Origin of the sequence: Rivularia sp. PCC 7116, from assembly GCF_000316665.1 — a bacterium.
Taxonomy (GTDB): Bacteria; Cyanobacteriota; Cyanobacteriia; order Cyanobacteriales; family Nostocaceae; genus Rivularia.
The window spans coordinates 3,393,889-3,415,168 of the sequence record NC_019678.1 but is presented as its reverse complement, the minus strand read 5'-3'; the positions used below and the strand labels follow the sequence as shown (position 1 = coordinate 3,415,168).

At 36.6% G+C, this 21,280-nt stretch carries 11 protein-coding genes and 1 tRNA gene; 7 read left to right on the top strand and 5 right to left on the bottom strand.

The window, feature by feature from the left end:
• Nucleotides 1-79: 79 nt before the first annotated feature.
• Nucleotides 80-922, top strand: coding sequence for a prephenate/arogenate dehydrogenase (locus tag RIV7116_RS13400; protein WP_015118836.1), 843 nt, complete (start codon nucleotides 80-82; stop codon nucleotides 920-922).
• A 71-nt stretch (nucleotides 923-993) separates the two neighbouring features.
• Here RIV7116_RS13400 and RIV7116_RS13395 read toward each other — a convergent pair whose 3' ends face one another.
• Together RIV7116_RS13395 and RIV7116_RS13390 are read right to left on the bottom strand one after the other, a co-directional pair.
• Entirely contained in the window at nucleotides 994-3,528 is a 2,535-nt protein-coding gene (locus RIV7116_RS13395; protein WP_015118835.1) for a filamentous hemagglutinin N-terminal domain-containing protein, read from the bottom strand.
• 103 nt (nucleotides 3,529-3,631) lie between these two features.
• Nucleotides 3,632-6,169: a filamentous hemagglutinin N-terminal domain-containing protein gene (locus RIV7116_RS13390; RefSeq protein WP_015118834.1), complete on the bottom strand. Its 2,538-nt coding sequence runs from the start codon at nucleotides 6,167-6,169 to the stop codon at nucleotides 3,632-3,634.
• Nucleotides 6,170-6,413: 244 nt separating this feature from the next.
• Between RIV7116_RS13390 and RIV7116_RS34505 the strand changes: the two genes are divergently transcribed.
• Nucleotides 6,414-11,450, top strand: coding sequence for a filamentous hemagglutinin N-terminal domain-containing protein (locus tag RIV7116_RS34505; RefSeq protein WP_015118833.1), 5,037 nt, complete (start codon nucleotides 6,414-6,416; stop codon nucleotides 11,448-11,450).
• A 29-nt stretch (nucleotides 11,451-11,479) separates the two neighbouring features.
• On the opposite strand, the gene RIV7116_RS13380 is transcribed toward RIV7116_RS34505, so the two are convergent.
• The gene (locus RIV7116_RS13380; RefSeq protein WP_015118832.1) at nucleotides 11,480-12,910 is read right to left on the bottom strand and encodes a serine/threonine-protein kinase; all 1,431 of its coding nucleotides are present in this window, start codon (nucleotides 12,908-12,910) and stop codon (nucleotides 11,480-11,482) included.
• Nucleotides 12,911-13,021: 111 nt separating this feature from the next.
• On the bottom strand, nucleotides 13,022-13,402 hold the full coding sequence (locus tag RIV7116_RS13375; protein ID WP_015118831.1) for a DUF4359 domain-containing protein: 381 nt from the start codon (nucleotides 13,400-13,402) through the stop codon (nucleotides 13,022-13,024).
• Between the two features lie 122 nt (nucleotides 13,403-13,524).
• Here RIV7116_RS13375 and RIV7116_RS13370 point away from each other — a divergent pair.
• The 5 genes from RIV7116_RS13370 to RIV7116_RS13350 all read left to right on the top strand — a co-directional run bounded on the left by RIV7116_RS13370 (nucleotide 13,525) and on the right by RIV7116_RS13350 (nucleotide 19,657).
• A tRNA-His gene (locus RIV7116_RS13370) sits at nucleotides 13,525-13,597 on the top strand.
• 702 nt (nucleotides 13,598-14,299) lie between these two features.
• A complete protein-coding gene (locus RIV7116_RS13365) occupies nucleotides 14,300-15,055 on the top strand; it encodes a sirohydrochlorin chelatase (RefSeq protein WP_015118830.1) in 756 nt (251 codons plus the stop codon).
• A complete protein-coding gene (gene cobA / locus RIV7116_RS13360; protein WP_015118829.1) occupies nucleotides 15,055-15,825 on the top strand; it encodes a uroporphyrinogen-III C-methyltransferase in 771 nt (256 codons plus the stop codon). The genes RIV7116_RS13365 and cobA overlap by 1 nt, the downstream gene beginning before the upstream one ends.
• Before the next feature lie 355 nt (nucleotides 15,826-16,180).
• Nucleotides 16,181-18,400 carry an amino acid permease gene (locus RIV7116_RS13355; RefSeq protein ID WP_015118828.1) on the top strand — a complete coding sequence of 740 codons (2,220 nt, stop codon included), beginning with the start codon at nucleotides 16,181-16,183 and terminating at the stop codon, nucleotides 18,398-18,400.
• A gap of 609 nt (nucleotides 18,401-19,009) precedes the next feature.
• Entirely contained in the window at nucleotides 19,010-19,657 is a 648-nt protein-coding gene (locus RIV7116_RS13350) for a peptidoglycan-binding protein (protein WP_015118827.1), read from the top strand.
• A 126-nt stretch (nucleotides 19,658-19,783) separates the two neighbouring features.
• On the opposite strand, the gene RIV7116_RS13345 is transcribed toward RIV7116_RS13350, so the two are convergent.
• Nucleotides 19,784-20,752: an S-layer homology domain-containing protein gene (locus RIV7116_RS13345; RefSeq protein ID WP_015118826.1), complete on the bottom strand. Its 969-nt coding sequence runs from the start codon at nucleotides 20,750-20,752 to the stop codon at nucleotides 19,784-19,786.
• Nucleotides 20,753-21,280 lie beyond the last annotated feature (528 nt).

Genomic DNA, 21,280 nt, shown 5'->3' with positions numbered 1-21,280 from the left:
TTGATAATAATTATTTATTCTTCTCCCTCTACCCCCTCTTCCCACTCTTCCCCCTCCCACCCTCTTATAGAAATTAAGTATGATAATTGGCATAGTTGGTCTTGGATTAATAGGTGGTTCTTTAGGTTTAGACTTAAAGAAGCAAGGACATCATGTTTTGGGAGTTAGTCGCCGCGATTCAACTATTCAAAGAGCAATATCTTTGGGGGTTGTTTCCCAAGCATCAGTAAATATGAGCTTGTTATCGGAGGCAGAAGTCGTATTTATTTGTACTCCTCTGGGATTTATTATTCCCACACTTGAGCAATTGATTGCTTATTTACCAAGTTCTTGTGTAATAACTGATGTTGGTTCGGTGAAAACCCCGATTGTGAAAGGGATTTCGCCGGTTTGGGAAAATTTCGTTGGCGGGCACCCAATGGCAGGTAGTAATGATTCTGGTATAGAAGCTGCACGTTCAAATTTATTTAGCGATAAGCCTTACGTACTTACACCTATAAATACAACTCCGGCAAAGGCAATTACAGTTATTGAAAATCTTATTAGTCAACTGGGGGTTAATATTCATTACTGTTCCCCAGAGGAACACGACAAAGCAGTTAGCTTAATTTCACATTTACCGGTAATGGCTAGTGCTTCATTAATTGCAGCTTGCGATAAAGAAACTGATTCTCAAGTGCATCAGCTAGCTCAAAAGTTTGCCAGTTCGGGTTTTCGCGATACATCCCGCGTCGGCGGAGGGAATCCGGAATTAGGAGTAATGATGGCAAAATATAATCGAGAAGCTTTGTTAATGTCGCTGCAAAATTATCGCTCAAATCTTGATGAATTAGTTCAATTGATTGAGCGAGAAGATTGGACAACGTTAGAGCAGATATTGCATTCAACTCAACAAGCAAGAAGTAAGTATATAAAAGAGTAGGGAGTTGGGCATTGGGCATGGGGAATTGGTAATTGGTTATTGAATTTTTCCCCATCTCCCCTACTTTTTATTTAAGAAACCAGCGATTGACAATCAACTGCTTTTATTCCTCTAGAATTGTTGATAACTCGCGGTACTTTTGCGACGAATTCAATGTTACCTTGGGTGTCTGTAATCCAACCTTTGGCTTCAACTATTTCTTTCTTGTTTTGATGAATGAAATTATTATTTGAATTGGATGAAGACCTATAATAAATATCATTTGACATATTTTTCGATGTAGGTATTAAATCTAATAAATCGACTGTTGGAATATTTCCTGTAAATAGTTGATTGGGACTTTCTGGTAATCCACCACGTCCAACAATTGTAAAGTTACTAGCTCTAGAAGCACTACATCCAGCAACAATTTGTTGACTAGAATTGGTTAGTCCTGTTGGTAATTCAGCTAATCTAAAGTTAGGATTAATTGTAATAGTGTTGATATCAACAACACCATTAAATTCTCCTCCCTTTCCAGATGTCGCAGTAATATCACTTTCTGGGGTTAGAAATTCTCTAAATTGGGTACCAAAAATTCCTTTTGCATTAATAGCTACTTTACCTCCAAAACTTCCTTCGGAATTAGCAGAAATATCGCTATTTTGTAGCGCAGCAAGAACTTGAGTATCAATATTTATATTTCCTCCATCACCATCACCAGCAGTAGCAGAAATATTACTGTTATCTCTTAATAGTAAATTTTGGGTTTGTAAATTTATATCTCCACCTCTACCTGAAGCGGTAGTAGCGTTGATATTTCCTCGATTTTTGATACTAATAGAATCAGCCTTTACTTGTAGTTTTCCAGCATTACCAGAACCATCATTTTTAACTGCCAACAAAGCACCGTCAGCAATATTTAATTGATTCGTATTAATAGTAACTGTTCCCGAATCTCCGTTAAGAATTACTGGAATTCCTAAAATTTCTTGTAGTGATTTATCTGCAATATCAGCAGAAGATGTAATCAAACTGGGAATAACAACTTCTCGAATAGTACCAGAACCAGCTAGCTCTACTTTGTCGGAAGCATTAATTGTAATACTTCCTGCTGCTCCACTATTACCAGTTGAAGCATCTACCCTTCCTCCATCTTTAACAGTTAATCTTTGGGTATTCAAAGTTAAATTTCCACCATCACCGCTACCTAAAGTTAAAGAAGATAAAAAACTAGCACCAGTAAAACTCGATCCAAGACCAATTACTTTGACAAATTCGCGAGCATTTATAGTTAAATTTCCTGTATTACCACTATTAAAGGTTGTAGAACTAATAATTCCTCCATCAATCAGTTTCAACTTGTTAGTTGATGTATTTATATTTCCTCCATCGCCAGAATTAAAAGCGATAGTAGTAATGCTACTAGGTGCTCTGTCTAGAATTGAAGAACCAATTATTTCAATAGAATCTGATGCTTCGATATTGATATCTCCACCAGAATTTAAACCGTAATTAGACACTGTAATAATACCGCTGTCTTTCATCATTAACAGTTTTGTTTTTACTTTAATATCTCCGCCTTTTCCTGTTAAAAATGATTGAGTTCTGATAACACTATCGTTAATTTCTAAAGACTCTGTAGCATCAATATTTATAGTTCCAGGAGGTAAATTTTCTATATTTACTTGATTTTGCAGAAGTATATATGAATTACCTGTTAAAGAAATTTTCTTTGCTTTGATATTTATTGAACCGGCATCTGCAAAATTCTGATTTATGCTGTTACCTGTATCTGAAGGATTCTGTAAAGAATTTGTTGCATCAAGCAATGCTTCTTGAGATAGTTTAATATCTTGAAAACTTTGAGCATTATCGTAGCTAAGTTGTAAATTTGGGGTAAAATTAACCTTACCGGAAGCAACACTAGCTAATTCAATTCTTCCAAATTTTGTTTTTAGCAAACCCCCTTCTAATACAATATTTCCACCAATTAAAGCGATTGTCTTTCCTGGTGCAACTTCTAAACCTTTTGTGCTGCTATCTACAAAAGGAAATTCTAAACCATCACCAACTATAGAGTGTCCATCACCTTGAACGCGAATTTCACCCGGATTATTCCCCATTCCCAAACCGATAGGTGTACTGATTGTTAATAATGGCTTTTCTGGTGAAACTGCACTAAATTCTGTTCCATCCGTAAAGTTAATAAAACTCGCCGTGCTGCCAACAAACGAACCGTTAATATCCAAGCTCGCATCTTTACCAAAAATAATTCCGTTAGGATTAATTAAAAATAAATTAGCATTTCCTAAGACTCCCAATTTACCCAAAATTTGCGATGCATTATTACCAGTAACCCTAGTTAAAATATTTTGAATTGCAGTTGGATTATTAAAATAAACGCTTCTATTATTACCAATATTAAATTCTTCAAAACTATGAAACAGATTAGAACCGCGAATTGCACCACCATCAATTCTATCTTCAAGAGAGTTAATAGAATTAACTAGAGAATTTTCTTTTCCGAAAGTGTTATCTGGTATTAATTGGGCTTTAGCTTGACGAACTTGTGTAAATGCAAACGCCAATGCTAAACCTAAAAAAATGGCTTGATGATTGAACATTATTTTTCCCTGATAAATCTATAGATAACTTCTGCTTGAAAGAAGCAATGCTTATTTATAGACTTCCCATAAATCAGAAAAATAACACAAAACATCTAAAATATTAACTTGAGCGAATTATCTGACAGTTGACATTCTGTAATCTTTCAGAATGGTCGATCGCCTCTGGATTTTCTGCAACAAATTCAATGTTACCTTGTGCGTCTAAAATCCATCCTTTGGCTTCAACTATTTCTTTTTTGTTTTTATTAATTGAATTATTTATTGAATTATTTATTGATGCTTCTGAAGATGTAGAATAAATATAACTTTGTTGATTTTCTGATGTCGGAACTAAATCAGCTAAGTCAACTATTGGACTATTTCCTACAAACAGTTTACTGGGATTTTCAGGTAATCCACCGCGTCCAATCACTGTAAAATTGCTAGCTCGATTTGCAATACATCCGGCAACTATTTTTTGATTAGAATCAGCTAGTCCTGTTGGTAGTTCGACTAATTTAAAATTAGGATTAAAAGTAATAGTATTAATATCAACAACACCATTAAATTCTGCTCCTCTACCAGAAGTTGCAGTAATATCACTTTTTGGAGTCAAAGATTCTCTCAATTTAGTACCTAAAACACCTTTTGCATTAATGGTTACTTTTCCCCCGAAACTGCCTTCCGAATTCGCTGTAATATCGCTATTTTGTAGCGCTGCGAGAACTTGAGTATTGATATTAATATTTCCTCCATCACCAGCAGCAGCAGTCGCAGAAATATTACTGTTGCCTCGCAGTAGTAAACTTTTGGTATTTAAATTAATATCACCACCTCCACCGGTTGTAGTAGTAGCGCTGATACTTCCTTGATTATTAATGTTAATAGAATCGGCTTTTACCTGTAGTTTTCCAGCATTACCAGAACCATCATTTTTAACTGCTAGCAAAGCACCGTCTAAAATATTTAGTTGATTGGTATTAATAGTAATTGCTCCCGATTCTCCGGTAAGAACTAGCGGAATTCCAAATACTTCTTGTAATAATTTGTCTGCAATGTCAGCAGAAGATGTAATTCGACTTCCTATGGAAGATATTGGAACAGAACCATTGATTTCTACTTTCTCAGAAGCATTAATAGTAATACTTCCTGCTGCTCCGCTACCAACAGTAGAAGCATCTACTCTGCCACTATCTGCAACTATTAGCTTTTTTGTATTTAAGATTAAATTACCACCTTTACCACTATTAAAAGTTAAAGAGGTTAAAATACTTGTTTTAAGGTTAGCTTGCTCAAAACCGATTACTTCTATAGATTCGCGAGCATCTATTGTCAAATTACCAGCATTTCCACTAGAAAAAGTTGAAGAACTAACGGTAGAACCATCCAGGGAAGCGAATCGATTTGTTGATATATCAATATCTCCTCCATTTCCGGAATTAAAAGTATTAGTAACAATAAAGCTAGCAAAAATCCTTTGTGCTGAACTACCTATATTTTCAACGTAATCTGAAGCTTTTATTTTAATATTAGGACCAAACTTAGAACCGAAATTATAACCTGATATAGCACCACCATCTTTAATAACTAATTTGCTTGCATCAATCTTGATATCGCCACCCGTCGCATCTGATAATGTTTGGCTTCGCAAACTACTGAATTGACTTTCTTGAATATTACTACCGATAATTTCTAAGGATTCGGTAGCATTAATATCTATTCCTTTAGAAGTTAAGTTTGTTTGGTTACTATTAAATATCATTGAGCCATCTTTAATATAAATTGTGTTTCCTCGTAGTTGAATATAACCAGCATTTGTTATATTTGAAATTGCAGAGAAACCGTTAGATTGAAGAGATGACTCTTTTAATAATTGAATATTTTTAAAAGTTTCGATTTTATCATAGCTAAACTCCATACTTTGGGGAGTGAAAGTAAAATCAACTTTCCCAGAAGCAACACTACCCAATTCAATTCTTCCAGAGTTTGTTTTGAGCGAACCCCCTTCTAAGATAATATTCCCGCCAATTAAAGCAATAGTCTTTCCCGGTGCTACTTCTAAACCTTCCGTACCGCTATCCTTAAAAGGCAAACCAAATATGCTAGCAGATAATTTATGCCCATCACCTTGAACGCGAATTTCCCCTGGATTATCTAAACCTAAACCTAAAGGTGTGCTGATTGTTAATAATGCTTTATCTGGTGAAACAGCACTGAACTGCATTCCATCTTCAAAATCAATAAAACTTGCGGTACTACCAACAAATGAACCTTTTATATCTAAGCTCGCATCTTTACCAAAAACAATTCCGTTAGGATTAATTAAAAATAAATTAGCATTTCCTATAACTCCTAATTTACCCAAAATTTGCGATTTGTTTCTACCTGTTACCCTAGTTAAAATATTTTCAATTGAAGCTGAATGATTAAAAGAAACGCTTTTACCATTCTCAATATTAAATTCTTGAAAGCTGTGAAATAAATTAGAGCCACGAATAGCACCACCATTAATTCTATTTTCAAGAGAGTTGATAGAATTAACTAGAGAATTTTCTTTTCCTAAAGTATTATCTGGTATTAATTGGGCATTAACTTGACAAACTTGTATAAATGCAAACGCAAATGATAAACCTAAAAAAATAGCTTGAATATTAAACATTATTTTTCCCTGATAAATCTATGAATACCTCTGTTCTGAAAGGGGTAATACTTATTTATAGAATTCCCATATATTGATATAAAGTAACAATAATGGTCAATAAATTTAAATGTTTGCGATTAATCAATGAAAAATGCTCTCTAAATATTGTGTAATTCCTGTTATTTTATGCTGAAATATGGGAACTATATGAATGTCATCCTGAAGAAAATTTTTCAGTAAAATAGTTTCCAGATGTAAGTAAATGTACAGTTACTCCCATTGCTTATTATGGGGCTTCTCTGTTGCCCTATCCCTAGCACCAGTTATTGAAGCCAAAGCACAATTAATACCAGATAATACTTTAGGAAAAGAAAATTCTCTAGTTACTCCTACGAAATTACTTCAAAGAATTGACGGTGGTGCAATTCGTGGAAGCAACTTATTTCATAGCTTTAAAGAATTTAATATTGAGAATGGTAAAAGCGTTTATTTTAGCAATCCCAATGCAATCCAAAATATCTTAACTCGGGTGACAGGAAAAAATGCATCTGCGATTTTTGGCAAGTTGGGAGTATTAGGAAATGCTAATTTATTTTTAATCAATCCGAATGGGATTATTTTTGGTGAAAATGCAAGTTTAGATATTTCTGGTTCTTTCAGCGCAACTACTTCATCAAGTATTTTATTTGATAATGGCTTTGAATTTAGCACAACTAATCTGCAAGCACCACCTTTACTAAAAGTAAATATTACTCCTGGTTTACAATATCCTCGTTCCCAACAAGGTGACATTAGCAGCAAAGCCAATTTAACTGTTGGGAAAGATTTAAATTTGATCGGAAAAAACCTTAATTTAACTGGTAAGTTGAAAGCGGGTAGGGATTTAAATTTAAAGGCAGAAAATAATTTACAAATTAGAGATTCTTCAGAAATTCCTTTTGTTGCTGATGCGAGTAATAATTTATTATTACAAGGCGCTGAGAATGTAGACATTTTTGCGTTAAATCATCCAGATAGTGGTTTATTTTCTGGAAATGATTTAATTTTAAAAAGTTTCAATCCCGTACTTGGTGATGCTCGTTATTTTAGCGGTGGAAATTTTCGGGTTGAGCAGTTAGATGGTAGTTTGGGAAATTTACAAAGCCCTAATGACCCTATTATACGAGCTAGTGGTGATGTTAGTTTTGAAAGTTACAATGGTGCTTCGCTGCATATTTTGGCTGGAGGCAGTGTAAATATTACTGGAGATGTCACAATTGCAGGTACGGATGATGAAAATGGTTTGCAAGAGGAAGTTATTCTTTCTAATGGGGAAGAGTTAGATATTGACGGAAAAAATCAAGCAACTTTAGATATTCGTGCTGGGATTAATGTAACTGATGATGTTACTGAAATTATTTCCGAAAATGGTGAATTTATACCCATAATACCCAATACTGAAAGAGTTAAAAGTAGTAGCGATATAGTGCTTGAGGGAAATATAAAAGTTGATTCCCCAGATGGTTTGGTTTTTCTGACGAATCAGTACAACGAAAATGCTAATTTGGGTGATGGAAATATTCAAATTCAGGGAAATATTGAAACTAGCAGTAACTCAGGAAATGCTGGAACAATTATTGTTGATGCTTCAGGAAATATTGAAATTAGCAGCAACATCAAAGCTGATTCATTAACAGCAGCAGGTGGAAATATTTCTTTGATGAGCGGAGCTACTATCTCCATGATTGGAGCAGATATTGATAGTCAATCTAATATTGATGATGTCAGTACAAATCCAATTGAAGGTGGAGATATCAAGTTAATTGCTCCCGCAATTATTTTAGAAGATGCTAGTCGAGTCACTGTTGGCATAACAGGTTTAGGAACTGGTGGCAATTTAATCGTAGAGACAGATGATATAAAAATATTTGATGGTAGCGGTTTATCTTCTATTACTAACGGAATCGGAGATAGCGGGGATATTAATATTACAACAAAACGTTTAATTATAGATAATAGCCTTCCAGAAATAAATAGTATTAGTATCGATAATATCAATAATTATCGTACTGGTATCAGTACTTTTGTTTCTAGATTACCAAAAGATAATTCATTTAATTCAGACTTTTTTAACAGTGGAGAAGGAGGAAATATAAATGTAAATGCCTCCGAATTTATTAAATTAACTGGTAATAAATCTGGAACATTTAGCCCCACACTCAGGAGCGAATCACTAGCATCAGCAACACTGGATACAGGTATTATCTCTGGAACAAATGGTAGTGGTGCCGCAGGAAATACAAATATTAATACAGGGCAACTAATAATTACAAATGGAGCAGGAATCGCTACTTCATCAATATCTCCAGCTTCACTAACAACAATATATCCAGATTTACTTTCTTCATTAATAGACGAAACAATACCCAATCCACAAGCTGATGCCATTATTCAAACAATTAGTGATAAACTAAGCAAAATTCCCGATGCTGGAGATAGTGGGGAATTAACTGTAAACGCTAATAAAATAGAATTAATTGGAAGCTCGGGTTTAACAGCAGCTACATTTAGTTCTGGTAATGCAGGTAATTTAATAATTAATAATACCGACCAATTTATACTAAAAGACGGAGCCATAGTTTCAACTAGTACTTTTAGTTCTGGTAATGCAGGTGATTTGCAAGTTACTACAGATAAACTAAATGTTAGTAATGGTTCATTTATTGGTGCGGGAACATTAAAGGAAGGGGAAGGAGGAAAAGTTTCGATTACTGCTTTCGATTCAGTGCAGATAATTGGTACTTCTAATGAAGATAATGAGAATCAAGTTTCCAGTAAAATTACTACTACATCTGAAACAGGTGCAACAGGAAATGCTGGAGAATTGATAGTTGATACTAAAAAATTAATTATCGCTGATGGAGCGGAAATATCTGCTTCTACAGAATCTACCCTAGGTGGAGAAATTTTCCTTCAAGGATTAGAGAGCTTAGTATTAAGTAACGGTAAAATCTCCGCATCAAGTCTTGATGGAGAAGCTGGAGATATCATAATTAACGCCCTTGATTTTGTAAACATATTAGAAAATAGTAAAATTGCCTCAGAAGCAACAGGTACAGGTATAGCAGGTTTTATAGAAATTAATACCAAAAATCTCAATATTGCTGACGCTTCAGTAGCTAGTGTAAATAGTAAACAGTCAGCAGGTTATATATTAGTAAATGCCGATAATGTCACTATTAATAATTTATCTAGAGTAACCGCAGAAACAGAATCTGGAATTAGTGGAGATATTGAATTCAAAAACTTACAAACTTTACAGCTAAGTGGAGAAAGCCTTGTTTCTGCAACTACAATTGATGGTGAGGCTGGTGATATTACTATAAATGCCACCGATGAGGTAAAAATTGCACAAAGCAGTAAAATTGCTTCCGGAGCAATTGGTAAAGGTGAAGCTGGATTTTTAGAAATCGTCACCAATAATTTAAATATCAGCGATAATTCCGACGCAGTAGTTAGTAGTGCCGAAGAAGGAGATGCGGGCTTAATCTCAATCAAAGCTAGCAATGTTAATTTAACTAACAAAGCAACAATATCTGCTAATACTGCTTCTGGCGATGGTGGAGATATTGAACTAAACAATCTCAAAACTTTATTCTTGAGTCAAGAAAGTTTTATTAATGCTACTACACAAGACGGTACTGCTGGCAACATTAAAATTAACGCTACAGATTTAGTTACGGTTGAAAATAATAGCAAACTAGCATCAGAAGCAGTTGGCGATGGCATAGCTGGAAATATCGATATTGTTACCAATCAATTAAATTTAACTGATAATTCTCAGGCAAATGTTAGCAGTCAAGGTAATGGAAGTGCTGGTAGTCTTTTAGTTAAGGCAAATAATGTTTTTCTAAGAAATACAGCAGAAATTGCTGCTAAAACTAATGAATCAGGTACTGATGGTCATATTAGCTTAGATATTTTAAATAATCTAGAATTATCGAATAGTTTAATCTCAGCATCTACGATAAATGGAGAAGCCGGAGATATAGATATTAATGCTACAAATTCAGTCAAACTTTCAGATAGTAGCATGATTGCATCAGAAGCAAAAGGTACTGGAGTTGCAGGAGAATTAAGAATTACTACTAATCAGTTTACTATGACTAATTCTCAAGCAAATGTCAGTAGTAGAAATAATGGAGTTGCCGGTGATATTTTAATTAATGCCAATAACTTAAATCTTTTTCAAGATGCCAAAATATCTGCAACCACAGAATCAGGTGAGGGTGGAAATATCACATTAAATATGATGAATAATCTTTCAGTCAATAGTAGTCAAATTACTGCGTCTACTATTGATGGCATAGGTGGTGATTTAATTATTAACGCTACAGAATCTATAAATTTGACTGGTAAAGGTGGTTTACTGGTACAAGCAAGTAATGGTGGAGAAGCAGGTTTTATAGAAGCTAATACAAATCAATTTGATGTACTGGATAATTCTGAAATCAATGTTAGCAGTAAATTGGGACAAGCAGGGTATTTAGAAATAATTGCCAATAATCTATTTTTAAGTGAAGGTAAGTTAACAGCTGAGACGGGAGTGGGAGAAGGGTTGGAAAGCGGAAATATTACCCTTAATATCCAGGATTTATTATGGATGCAAAATGACAGTTTAATTTCTGCGGAAGCTTTTGATATTGCCAACGGTGGTAATATTACTATCAATAATCCTCAAGGTTTTGTGATTGGATTAACCTTTGAAAATAGCGATATTATCGCCAATGCAAATCAAGGTAATGGCGGTAATATTGATATTACGACTCAGAATATTTTTGGTTTAGGATTTCGCGCACAAAGAACTCTCAAAAGTGATATTACTGCAAGTTCTAAATTTGGTGTTAACGGAGAAGTTACGGTAAACCAGCTTGACGAGAATTCTGCCCATCAACTAATCAACTTACCATCAACCCTAGTTCAAAATGCCAAAATTAAAGCTGGATGTGCTGCTTCTGCTGGAAATAACTTCATTATTCGCGGGAAAGGTGGATTACCGCAAAGCCCGAATGATTTATTTGATGGAAATACAATGTTAGTTGAATTAGCCGATTTGGTAGTTGCAGCAGAATCAGCATCAAATATTTCTGTTGAAAATGTTAATTCTACTAATATTGATAATCGAGAAAATCAAATTATCGAAGCTACAGGATGGGTTAAAGATGCTGATGGTAACTTGTTATTTATTGCAAAAGGCACTTCCGAAGATTCTGCAATTTATTCAGCATCTTGTCAGGATTTTTCTGCTACCAGCAAATAGGGAAAATATCTAATTAAGTTTTGGATTCTTTAATCGCTACTTGCTACTCCCCATAAAATCCGATCCAGCTTAGCAGCGAATGTATCAGCATGTCGCCACCATTGAGAGCCACCCATCCAAGTGCGCGTAGGTAAATGTCCGATGGGTGCTTTTAAACTGTAATAATAATCAGAATTAGCTGAAGAATAAGAATTATAAGTTGCCCAACCAACCATATTGCAAAATTGCACATAGTCGGCATCTACACTGTCATATATTTCTTTCTGTACGCTAAAACCAAAGTGTCCTTTACTATATCTCATCCATAGTTGGTCGATTTTTTGTAAATCATCATCGGATAATTTTTCAATATCGCTTTTAAATAAATAAGTTCCTATTGGCTTTGATAGAGAAACACACATAATTTTCCACGTTTCTTTATCTGCTTCTTGCCATTTCCCTTTTTTAAGTAAATTTTGCAATTGAGTATAATCAATTTCAATTTTTATCTCTTCAGTCTCAGTTGCAGTTAAATCAAAGCTTTGTGTATGAGATATAGAAGATATCGCTTGCCGAGATAATGCTTGCAAAACATCATTTGCTTTTTGGTAACGATTGGGAAGCGAATTTTGCAGCATCTTATCTAAAATTTTGCCCAAGCGAGTAGATACTTTATTTTGTGGTAATAAATAATCTCGCCATACCCATCTATCTTCTGAAACATCAAACAAATCAAAAGGGGAAATACCAGTTAATAAATAAATACAGGTTACTCCCAAACTGTAGATATCGCTTGCTGGCAATACTTTACCTCGCAGTTGCTCGGGAGCCATATATTCAGGGGTTCCGATTTTCGTACCTGTCTGCTGTAAGGTTGTATTATGAAGATGTTTCGCTATTCCGAAATCAATCAAAAATAGATTTGAATTTGATGTTTTAGCGTTTGTATCTTTAGCGATACATCCTCTCATAATATTCGCCGGTTTTATATCTCGATGAATAATATTTTGGGAATGAATAAATTGCAGTACTGGTAATAATTTTTGCAGCAACTGCCTAATTTGAGACTCTCCGAAGACTCCTTGTTGCTCGATTTCCTGCATCAAGGAATTTCCCGCAACCCATTCTTGTACTAAGTAAAGTTGTTCGTCTTGTTCAAAATATGCCAAAAGCTGCGGTATTTGTTGATGTTGCCCTAAATCATCTAAACGAATCGCTTCCTGACGAAACAATTCCCAAGCCTTCTGCTTAAAATGATTTGCTTGACTTTGAGCAAAATAAAGTTGTTTAATAACGCATTTAGACTGGGAAGGAAGATACTCATCAATGGCTAAAAAAGTTCTACCAAAACCACCATGTCCTATCAGTTTAACTGGACGATAACGTTCTTTGAGTAAAAACTTTTGACCGCAAGCCATGCAAAAATTAGCTGTATCTGGATTTTGCGGAGACAAGCAGTTGATATTTGTACAATAACTCATTTACAGGTGCTTAAAAAAGGGAATTCATGTATACAAGTATTCCCAGTTTCAGCCACTGTATTAAAAATTAAAGAAGTTATAAGTTGACAATGCCCTATGCCCTATAACCAATTACTCCTTTTGTGCTTTATAAGTAAAGAAATTATCTAAAGCTCCTACCGTCTCGAACTTATATGAAGGGATAAGAGTGTTTATCTGTAAATTTGTGCGATAAACGCTGAATAGCAGAAAATCTTGTTTTTCGGTTGATGCTTTAATTATCTGCTTAATTTGGGGGCTGGCTGAATCTATTAACTTTCCACAGTTAAATTTGATTAAATTGTCTAATAAATTTGGAGTCTTGCTGCATCCCTGTTCTTTTAAATACTGACTCAGTCGCTGAGTCGCATATTCTTCATACTCGGCTCGGGATGGATTTGTACCCGCCATTGCTACTCCCAAAGCAATTAATGCGGCGGCTCCGGCATATGCCGCAATACTTACAATCTTCATTATCTTTAAATATAAAAATTAACCATTTGACTACTAGACTCTAGATTATCTAAGTCCGTTCCAAAAAAATGCTTGATCAAATCATTTATAAGCTGCTATACTACTTAATAATGAAAAATATGGCGGTTGTAGCCAAGTGGTTAAGGCAGAGGTTTGTGGTATCTCCATTCGTGGGTTCGAGTCCCATCAGCCGCCCTTTTACAATTAGCAGTTAATTTGACGCATTTCACGACTAGTGAGTGCGTTTTATTGGTTTTAATGGGTTTGTATGAAAGGGTTAAAACCCTTGCTACGAACACTACTATCAACTCACGGCAATTAACCGTACAATTAAAGCGATCGCTCTTGCTAAAAACAGAATACTATTGATCTTTTCGGCAAGCATCTATCAGTCAACCTTAAATTACAGAACAACACCGTATTGTCGCCAGAGTAAACCAAGTGACGTGTTTTTGCAATCAACTTAAAGCGAAGCTAACGCAATCTATCGGCGATACAGAAAAATTTATGTCGGCATCGGTACGTCAGGTTTTAGCGTCAAAAAATAGATAAGTAGAATACACTCGGCGGTACCTCACCCCGCCCTCCGGGCACCCCTCTCCTTATAAAGGCAGAGGGGAAAAGGTAAGGTTGAAGTTGCGAAAACTCTAAGCTACTCCTACCTCTAGCTTCCTTATAAAGGGAGAGGGGAAAAGGTAAGGTTGAAGCTGCGAAAACTCTAAGCTACTCCTACCTCTAGCTTCCCTTCACAAGGAGAGGGATTGAGAAGCCACTGCGTTGCGGAGGTTTCCTCCGTTGTAGCAAGTGGCGTGGTGAGGTTATAACGTCACACACCCTATAAGTAATCTAAACTAGTTACAAATCCCGTAATATAGTCAAAAAATCTTTAATTAACCAATGTCAGCAGCATACCTTTTAGTATCCCACGGAAGTCGAGATCCTCGTCCTCAAGTAGCTATGGAAGATTTAGCGAAAAGTTTGAGGAATAAATTAGAAAATTACTCGAATTATGATGGGAGTAGTAGCGTATTATCGCCAACGAAATGCGATTATCTCATAGGCACGGCTTATCTAGAATTACATCCTCAACCGCTACACGAGCAAATTGTAGATTTTAGTCAAAAAGTTATTGCAAATGGCTGTCGTCATCTGAAAATATTACCTTTATTTTTACTCCAAGGAATTCATGTTACTGAAGATATTCCCGAAGAGGTGGAGTTAGCTAAAAAAACTTTGGCGGAAGATATTTCCATTGAGTTGCAGCCACATTTAGGTTCTTATTTCGGTTTGCAAAGATTGATGGCGAAAAAGATTAGCGATATATCTTTAGATGGGAAAATAATTGTAGCTCACGGTAGTCGTCGCGTGGAAGCAAATAGGAATATTGAAACAATGGCAATTTCTTTGAATGCGGTTGCTGCTTATTGGGCTGTTTCTCCAAGTTTAAAAGATATTGTGACTCAGTTAGTTGCTGATGGGAAGAAAAAAATCGGCATTGTACCTTATTTTCTGTTCGCTGGTGGTATCACCGATGCCATCGCGCAATCTATACAAGATTTAAAATTACAGTTTCCGATGGTGAGTTTTGAGTTATACGAACCTTTGGGAGCAAATGGGGAATTAATCGATTTGATTTGGGATTTAATGCAATAATGCAGAAGGAAAATACAAAAAATGTTGTCGGTAAAGTGTATTTGCTAGGTGCTGGTCCCGGAGATCCAGGATTAATGACTATCAAGGGTAAGGCATTGTTGGAAGTTGCAGATGTAGTTATATACGATGCTTTGGTTAGTCCGGGTATTCTGGCAATGGTTAATCCCCATGCGGAAAAAATTAATGCTGGTAAGCGACGGGGAAGGCATTCTTTACCGCAACATCAAACCACAGAATTATTAATTGAAAAAGCTCAAGATAATGCGATTGTGGTGCGTTTGAAAGGCGGCGACCCCTTTGTTTTCGGGCGCGGTGGTGAAGAGATGCAAGATATACTTGAAGCTGGGGTTTCTGTAGAAGTTATACCGGGAATCACATCGGGAATTGCTGCTGCTGCATATGCTGGTATTCCTTTAACTCATCGGCTTTATAGTTCTTCTGTGACCTTTGTCACCGGACATGAATCAGTAGGAAAGTACCGTCCCGCAGTCAATTGGTTAAGCATTGCCAAAGGTTCGGAGACAATCGTGATTTACATGGGGGTTCAAAATTTACCCAACATTGTAGAAGAATTATTAAAAGCGGGTTTGGATAAAGATACACCCATTGGTTTGATTCGCTGGGGAACTCGTCCAGAACAGGAAGAATTGATTGGTGAATTGGACACAATTGTTGAAACAGTTGAAAAAAATAATTTTGAAGCACCAGCAATAATTGTCATTGGTGCGGTGGTGAAATTGCATTCGGTTTTGGGAATGGGTAATGGGTAATTGGTAATTGGGCATAGGGCATTGGAGTGCGAGCATCTACCTCGCTTGTATTTTACTCGTTACAAGGCTCTGCCTTGGAATGCTATTTTCTTGAGGCTCTGCCTCTTATATAGAGAGGAGGCGGAGCCTACAATACTGTATTCCTTAACGTAGACAACGAACATATAGTTCAATTTATGGAGGCAGAGCCTCTTAAAATGCATTACAAGGTAGAACCTTGTAACGAGAGAATTACCAATTACCCATTACCCATTACCATTTGCTTGTAACACGCAGCAGTTGAATATTTTTCGATTAAGCCTAAAATAAAACGACTGTGAATTTACAGGTGGCTTAACGAGGAGTTGTATCGACAATGAAGTTTTTATTTAAGCAGGATTCACCCGAAGTACAAGCTGATGAATCGAATTCAGTCGAAGCCCAATCTTCTGGTTTAGGGACGTTTGGTGGAGTTTATACGCCTTCAATTTTGACGATTTTGGGCGTAATTATGTACCTACGATTTGGCTGGGTTGTGGGAAATGTCGGGTTGGTGGGTTCTCTTATCATTGTCACCCTCGCCACTTCTATTACTTTGCTTACTTCTTTGTCGGTTTGCGCGATCGCAACTGATAAGGTTGTGCGGGTTGGTGGTGCTTACTACATGATTAGCCGCTGTTTGGGAATTGAAGTTGGCGGCGCTGTGGGGATTTCTCTTTATTTTGCTCAAGCGCTTTCGATTGCTCTTTATACCATTGGTTTTGCTGAGAGCGTGGTACAAACTTTTGGCAGCCTCAATCAAACTTATGTTGCTCTAATTACAACTATTTTGGTGGCAATTTTGGCGGTAACTTCTGCTCAGGTTGCGGTAAAAGCCCAATATGTAATTATGGGAGCGATTGTTTTATCGCTGGTATCTTTGGCTTTTGGAGGTGCGATTCCAAATGTTACACCCCAAGGATGGGATATACCAAGCGATGGCGTACCTTTTTGGGGAGTGTTCGCGGTATTTTTCCCGGCGGTTACGGGTATCATGTCTGGGGTTAGTATGTCGGGAGATTTGAGCAATCCCAGCCGTTCGATTCCTAGGGGTACTTTAGCAGCAGTAGGAACGGGATACCTTGTTTATATGATTTTGCCGCTGATAGTCTCCATGCGTGCCGATAGTGCAACTTTAGTCAGCGTACCCCTGGCAATGAAGATGATGTCTTTTTGGGGACCGGCAATTCTGTTGGGAGTATGGGGAGCAACTTTGTCAAGCGCCTTGGGTAGTATTCTGGCTGCACCTCGCGTATTACAAGCTTTGGCAAGAGATGGAATTTTACCGCGCTGGCTGTCCTTTTTAGGTCGCGGTAGCGGTGAAAATGACGAACCGCGTATCGGTACCTGGGTAACTCTGGGTGTAGCAATTGCGGCGGTGTGTATTGGCGATTTAAACTTGATTGCGCCAGTGCTAACAATGTTTTTCCTCACTACCTACTTAGTATTAAATGTTTCGGCAAGTATTGAAGGATTGCTGCAAAGTCCTTCATTTAGACCAAGCTTTAAAGTCCATTGGATTTGGTCTTTGCTGGGAGGAATTGGTTGTTTGGCAGTAATGCTTCTCATCAACGCAGTTGCTACCATAGTTGCGGCTGCGATTGTATTGGCAATATTTTTCTGGCTGCAACAGCGAGAACTAACAACCACTTGGGGAGATGTACGCCAAGGAATTTGGATGGCATTACTCCGCACGGGAGTTTTTCAAATTAATCGCGTTCAAGATACTAAAAACTGGCGACCTAATATTTTAGTATTTTCTGGTTCCCCTTATAAACGATGGTCTTTGATTCAATTAGCTTATGCCTTAACCCACAAACGGGGTTTTATTACCGTATCAAGCGTTGTATCCAGCGGTACGCGAGACTTAGCCAGACAAATCCAATTAGAAAATACGATTCGCGAACAGCTTAACAAGCAGCACGTACAAGCATTAGTCCGCGTTGTTACAGCACCGAATCCCTTTGAAGGAATGCTGCAACTCGTCGAAGCTTATGGATTAGGTCCTTTAGTGCCCAATATTGTATTACTCGGAGATAGCGAACAAGAAAGCAGACGCGATCGCTATTGCAATATGTTAGTGCAACTGCATTATGCTCAACGCAGCATTATGGTTTTGCGAGAAAATGCGGAATTGGGATTTGGGCGGTTTAAGCGTATAGACGTATGGTGGGGAGGAATGCAAGACAACGGTGGATTGATGCTGTTGCTGGCTCATATGCTGCGCTCCACCATTGAATGGCGCGATGCAAAAATACATATCAAATTAATGGTTTCTAGCGAATCAGGTACAAAAGATGCAGAAACTAACTTGAACGCTATACTCAAACAGTTTCGCATCCAAGCCACACCGGAAGTCATATTTGCAGCTAATCGTTCCTTTGAAACCGTATTACACGAATCTTCCCAAGACGCAGACATCATATTTTTAGGAATGGCAACACCTACAGACAGAGACTTTACTGAATATTACGAGAAGATGCACGCACGCACCGCCAATCTTCCCACAATTATCTACGTTATGGCTGCACCAGATTTTGCCTTTAGTGAAGTGTGATATTGCAGTTAATCATTTCATTAGTTTTGAGGAGTCCAAGAATTGATTTGTAGGTTGGGTTGAAGGTCGTGTAAGCGTTCACGCGAAGCGTGCGGCTCAGCTTTCTCGTAGAGTAACCCAACACCCGAGTTGGGTTGCGCTTCGCTTAACCCAACCTACGAAAAGGTATCTTAACTAAAGAATAAGTCATCAAGGTTAATGGGAAAGACCACTATTAACTTGCGCGATCGCAACAACGTACCCGACTATTTATTAATAAACATTCAGATATACAGTTAATACTTTCATAATTATTTCTTTTGGATGAATTTAAAAGCAAAACAATTCTAACTGATGACCCATACGGTATTGCTTTGTTTTGTTCTAATATGAGAATAAGTTAAAAAGGTTAATTTTCAAAGTAAAAGCATAATTAAATTATTTAAAAACAATCTTTGAAAAATAATTAAGATTGTTGGCAGTAATTAAATATCTGATGCGGAACAGGGAATATATATCTATTATTTAACCTTTTTGAATCGATAAAATTAGGTTAAATCAATTTCTCAAATTTTAAAATACCGACTTTAAACAATTTAAAGAAATAAATCTGAAGACAAGGAAGCACAAATGAGTAACCAATTTGCAAAAATATTTCTATTCCCTTTAAGTATAGTTTCAGCAATCGCTGTAGCTACAGTACCTTTTACCGAATCTGCCACAGCACAACGAAGAATAGGGGCGATCGCAGATGGTAATATGACCGAATATTCACCTTCGTCCGCACCATTACTCAGACGCGGAAGCAGATCGCAAGCTGTTAAAGACGTACAATTATTATTAAATCAAAACAAATTTTATTACGGTAGAATGGACGGGATATACGGTCCTAGAATGTATTCATCCGTAGTTAGCTTTCAAAGATCTAGAAATTTACCTGCCACTGGTGTTATAAATTCTAAAACTTGGGAAGCATTAATTGATTTAGATAAACGTAACTCACCTACACGTTTCGCATATTTAGGTAAATATTCACCTTCAACTGCACCCATGTTACGTTTAGGAAGTCGAGGAAGAGCCGTAAGAGATGTACAAACATTCCTCAAACAACAAGGATTTTATGTTGGACAAGTTGACGGAATCTACGGACGTGCTACTGCTTCTGCGGTAAAATCATTTCAGCAAAATCGGGCTAAATTAAGAGCGGATGGAATTGTTGGTAGTACCACCTGGCAAGCAATGATTAATGATAAGAAAGGTCCCTTTGCTATTAGATAATTAGAGAAATAGTTTTGGTTTAGAAACTTATTAATTTGCAAAAACCCGGCTTTGTAATAACCGGGTTTTTGTAATTAAAGATTCAATAATTTTTTATTACCCATTACCCATTACCTATCACCTATCTCACTTAACATCTTTGAATTTGACAATATATTTTGAAGCCAATGAATTGTTTTCAATTGGGGGCACTTTTCCTTGAGCAGCCATTGTTTGATAAACTAAAGCCGCTGTTTCTCCCCTGCTAATTGCACGATTGGGATTGAGAATATTTGAGTTGGGATAGTTTACAACTATGTTTTGTTTAGTTGCTGCTGCTACTCTAGGAACAGCATTCTCAGGAATTTTGTTTGCATCTTTGTAAGCTTGTTGAACGATAGATGCTGCCGATAACGGCGCTGTTGCTGTGGTGTTTTGTTTAGAATTATTAGCTGCTGTTGAACTGTTGCCTGAGTTATTTTGTGATATTTTAGGAGTTTTAGCAGCGTTAGCTTTTTGAATAAGCAAAGGCTGCATTAAAGAAGTCATAGCGATTGGTAACATTACTCTAGACTTTCTTTTTCTTCTAGCTATTCTTCTTCTTATATATGGTGGAATAATCTTCGGAGTTGTGGTTGTAACAGTAGCAGGTTTATAGCTTAAATCTAAACCTCTAGCTAAAGCGTTAATTGCTTCTAATTTAGTAACTTCTTTGCGAGGACGAAATAAATTTTCATTGCCGGATAAAAAGCCTGCTTCTACAGCTTCCTCAATCGCTTTATTTGCCCAATAACCTTCGGGAACATCTTTATATATCGAACCGCTTTTAATCTGTTTTTCTTTATCTTGGTCAAAAGCTTTACGAATTATAGCGGCAAATTCGTCTCTATCCAACGCTTGTTTTGGTCTATACCTACCGTCGGGATATCCAGTTATGACATTCCTTTCTGCTAAACCTTTAATAAAAGGTTGCGCCCAATAATCGGGTTTGACATCGGGAAATGTTGACTGTGGAGAAGATTGAGCATTAGTTACTAATGGAATAGCAGCACCAATTGCTAAACCGATTGTGACTATAGATGCGCTTATAATTGGCAAGCGTCGTAAATTATTCATAATATTCTGAAATAATTATATTACCGTATCCTAAATATTAGTTCGCTCAAATTGCTTTATTTATCCATCTGGCGATATAGAATTTTCACCTTTTAGTGATAAATAACAAAGTTAATATCAGGACTTATTTTTATATGTATTTTCGCTAATAAATATTAAATTTTTTATAGCTATAAATTAAATATAAATTCATAATTACATCCCTCTCCTTAATAATGAAAGGGAGCGAGGGTGAGGTTGAATTTGGATTGAATCAGATGATAAATGCTATATTCAAAGCGTCGCACACTAGTGTACACACAACTGTGCCGGGGACTATAAGTCCCCGTCTAATAGCTAAAGTCGTCTAAAGACGACTGAAAAATTATGTACAAAATAAGACATCATAGTTAGTCCTATTTATAGGACTTCTGCTATTAGACAGGGACTTGCAGTCCCTGGCGAGCTTCTGTGTACACCGTAGCAAGCTTGGGAGAGGGGAGGGGGAGAGGGCATTCTGTGGAATAAACACGTTTAAAGCATGAGCTT

Excerpts from the sequence above, each read along its gene's own strand:
- RIV7116_RS13400 (WP_015118836.1), top strand. The coding sequence starts at position 80 with ATGATAATTGGCATAGTTGGTCTTGGATTAATAGGTGGTTCTTTAGGT.
- RIV7116_RS13395 (WP_015118835.1), bottom strand. The coding sequence starts at position 3,528 with ATGTTCAATCATCAAGCCATTTTTTTAGGTTTAGCATTGGCGTTTGCA.
- RIV7116_RS13390 (WP_015118834.1), bottom strand. The coding sequence starts at position 6,169 with ATGTTTAATATTCAAGCTATTTTTTTAGGTTTATCATTTGCGTTTGCA.
- RIV7116_RS34505 (WP_015118833.1), top strand. The coding sequence starts at position 6,414 with ATGTACAGTTACTCCCATTGCTTATTATGGGGCTTCTCTGTTGCCCTA.
- RIV7116_RS13380 (WP_015118832.1), bottom strand. The coding sequence starts at position 12,910 with ATGAGTTATTGTACAAATATCAACTGCTTGTCTCCGCAAAATCCAGAT.
- RIV7116_RS13375 (WP_015118831.1), bottom strand. The coding sequence starts at position 13,402 with ATGAAGATTGTAAGTATTGCGGCATATGCCGGAGCCGCCGCATTAATT.
- RIV7116_RS13365 (WP_015118830.1), top strand. The coding sequence starts at position 14,300 with ATGTCAGCAGCATACCTTTTAGTATCCCACGGAAGTCGAGATCCTCGT.
- cobA (WP_015118829.1), top strand. The coding sequence starts at position 15,055 with ATGCAGAAGGAAAATACAAAAAATGTTGTCGGTAAAGTGTATTTGCTA.
- RIV7116_RS13355 (WP_015118828.1), top strand. The coding sequence starts at position 16,181 with ATGAAGTTTTTATTTAAGCAGGATTCACCCGAAGTACAAGCTGATGAA.
- RIV7116_RS13350 (WP_015118827.1), top strand. The coding sequence starts at position 19,010 with ATGAGTAACCAATTTGCAAAAATATTTCTATTCCCTTTAAGTATAGTT.
- RIV7116_RS13345 (WP_015118826.1), bottom strand. The coding sequence starts at position 20,752 with ATGAATAATTTACGACGCTTGCCAATTATAAGCGCATCTATAGTCACA.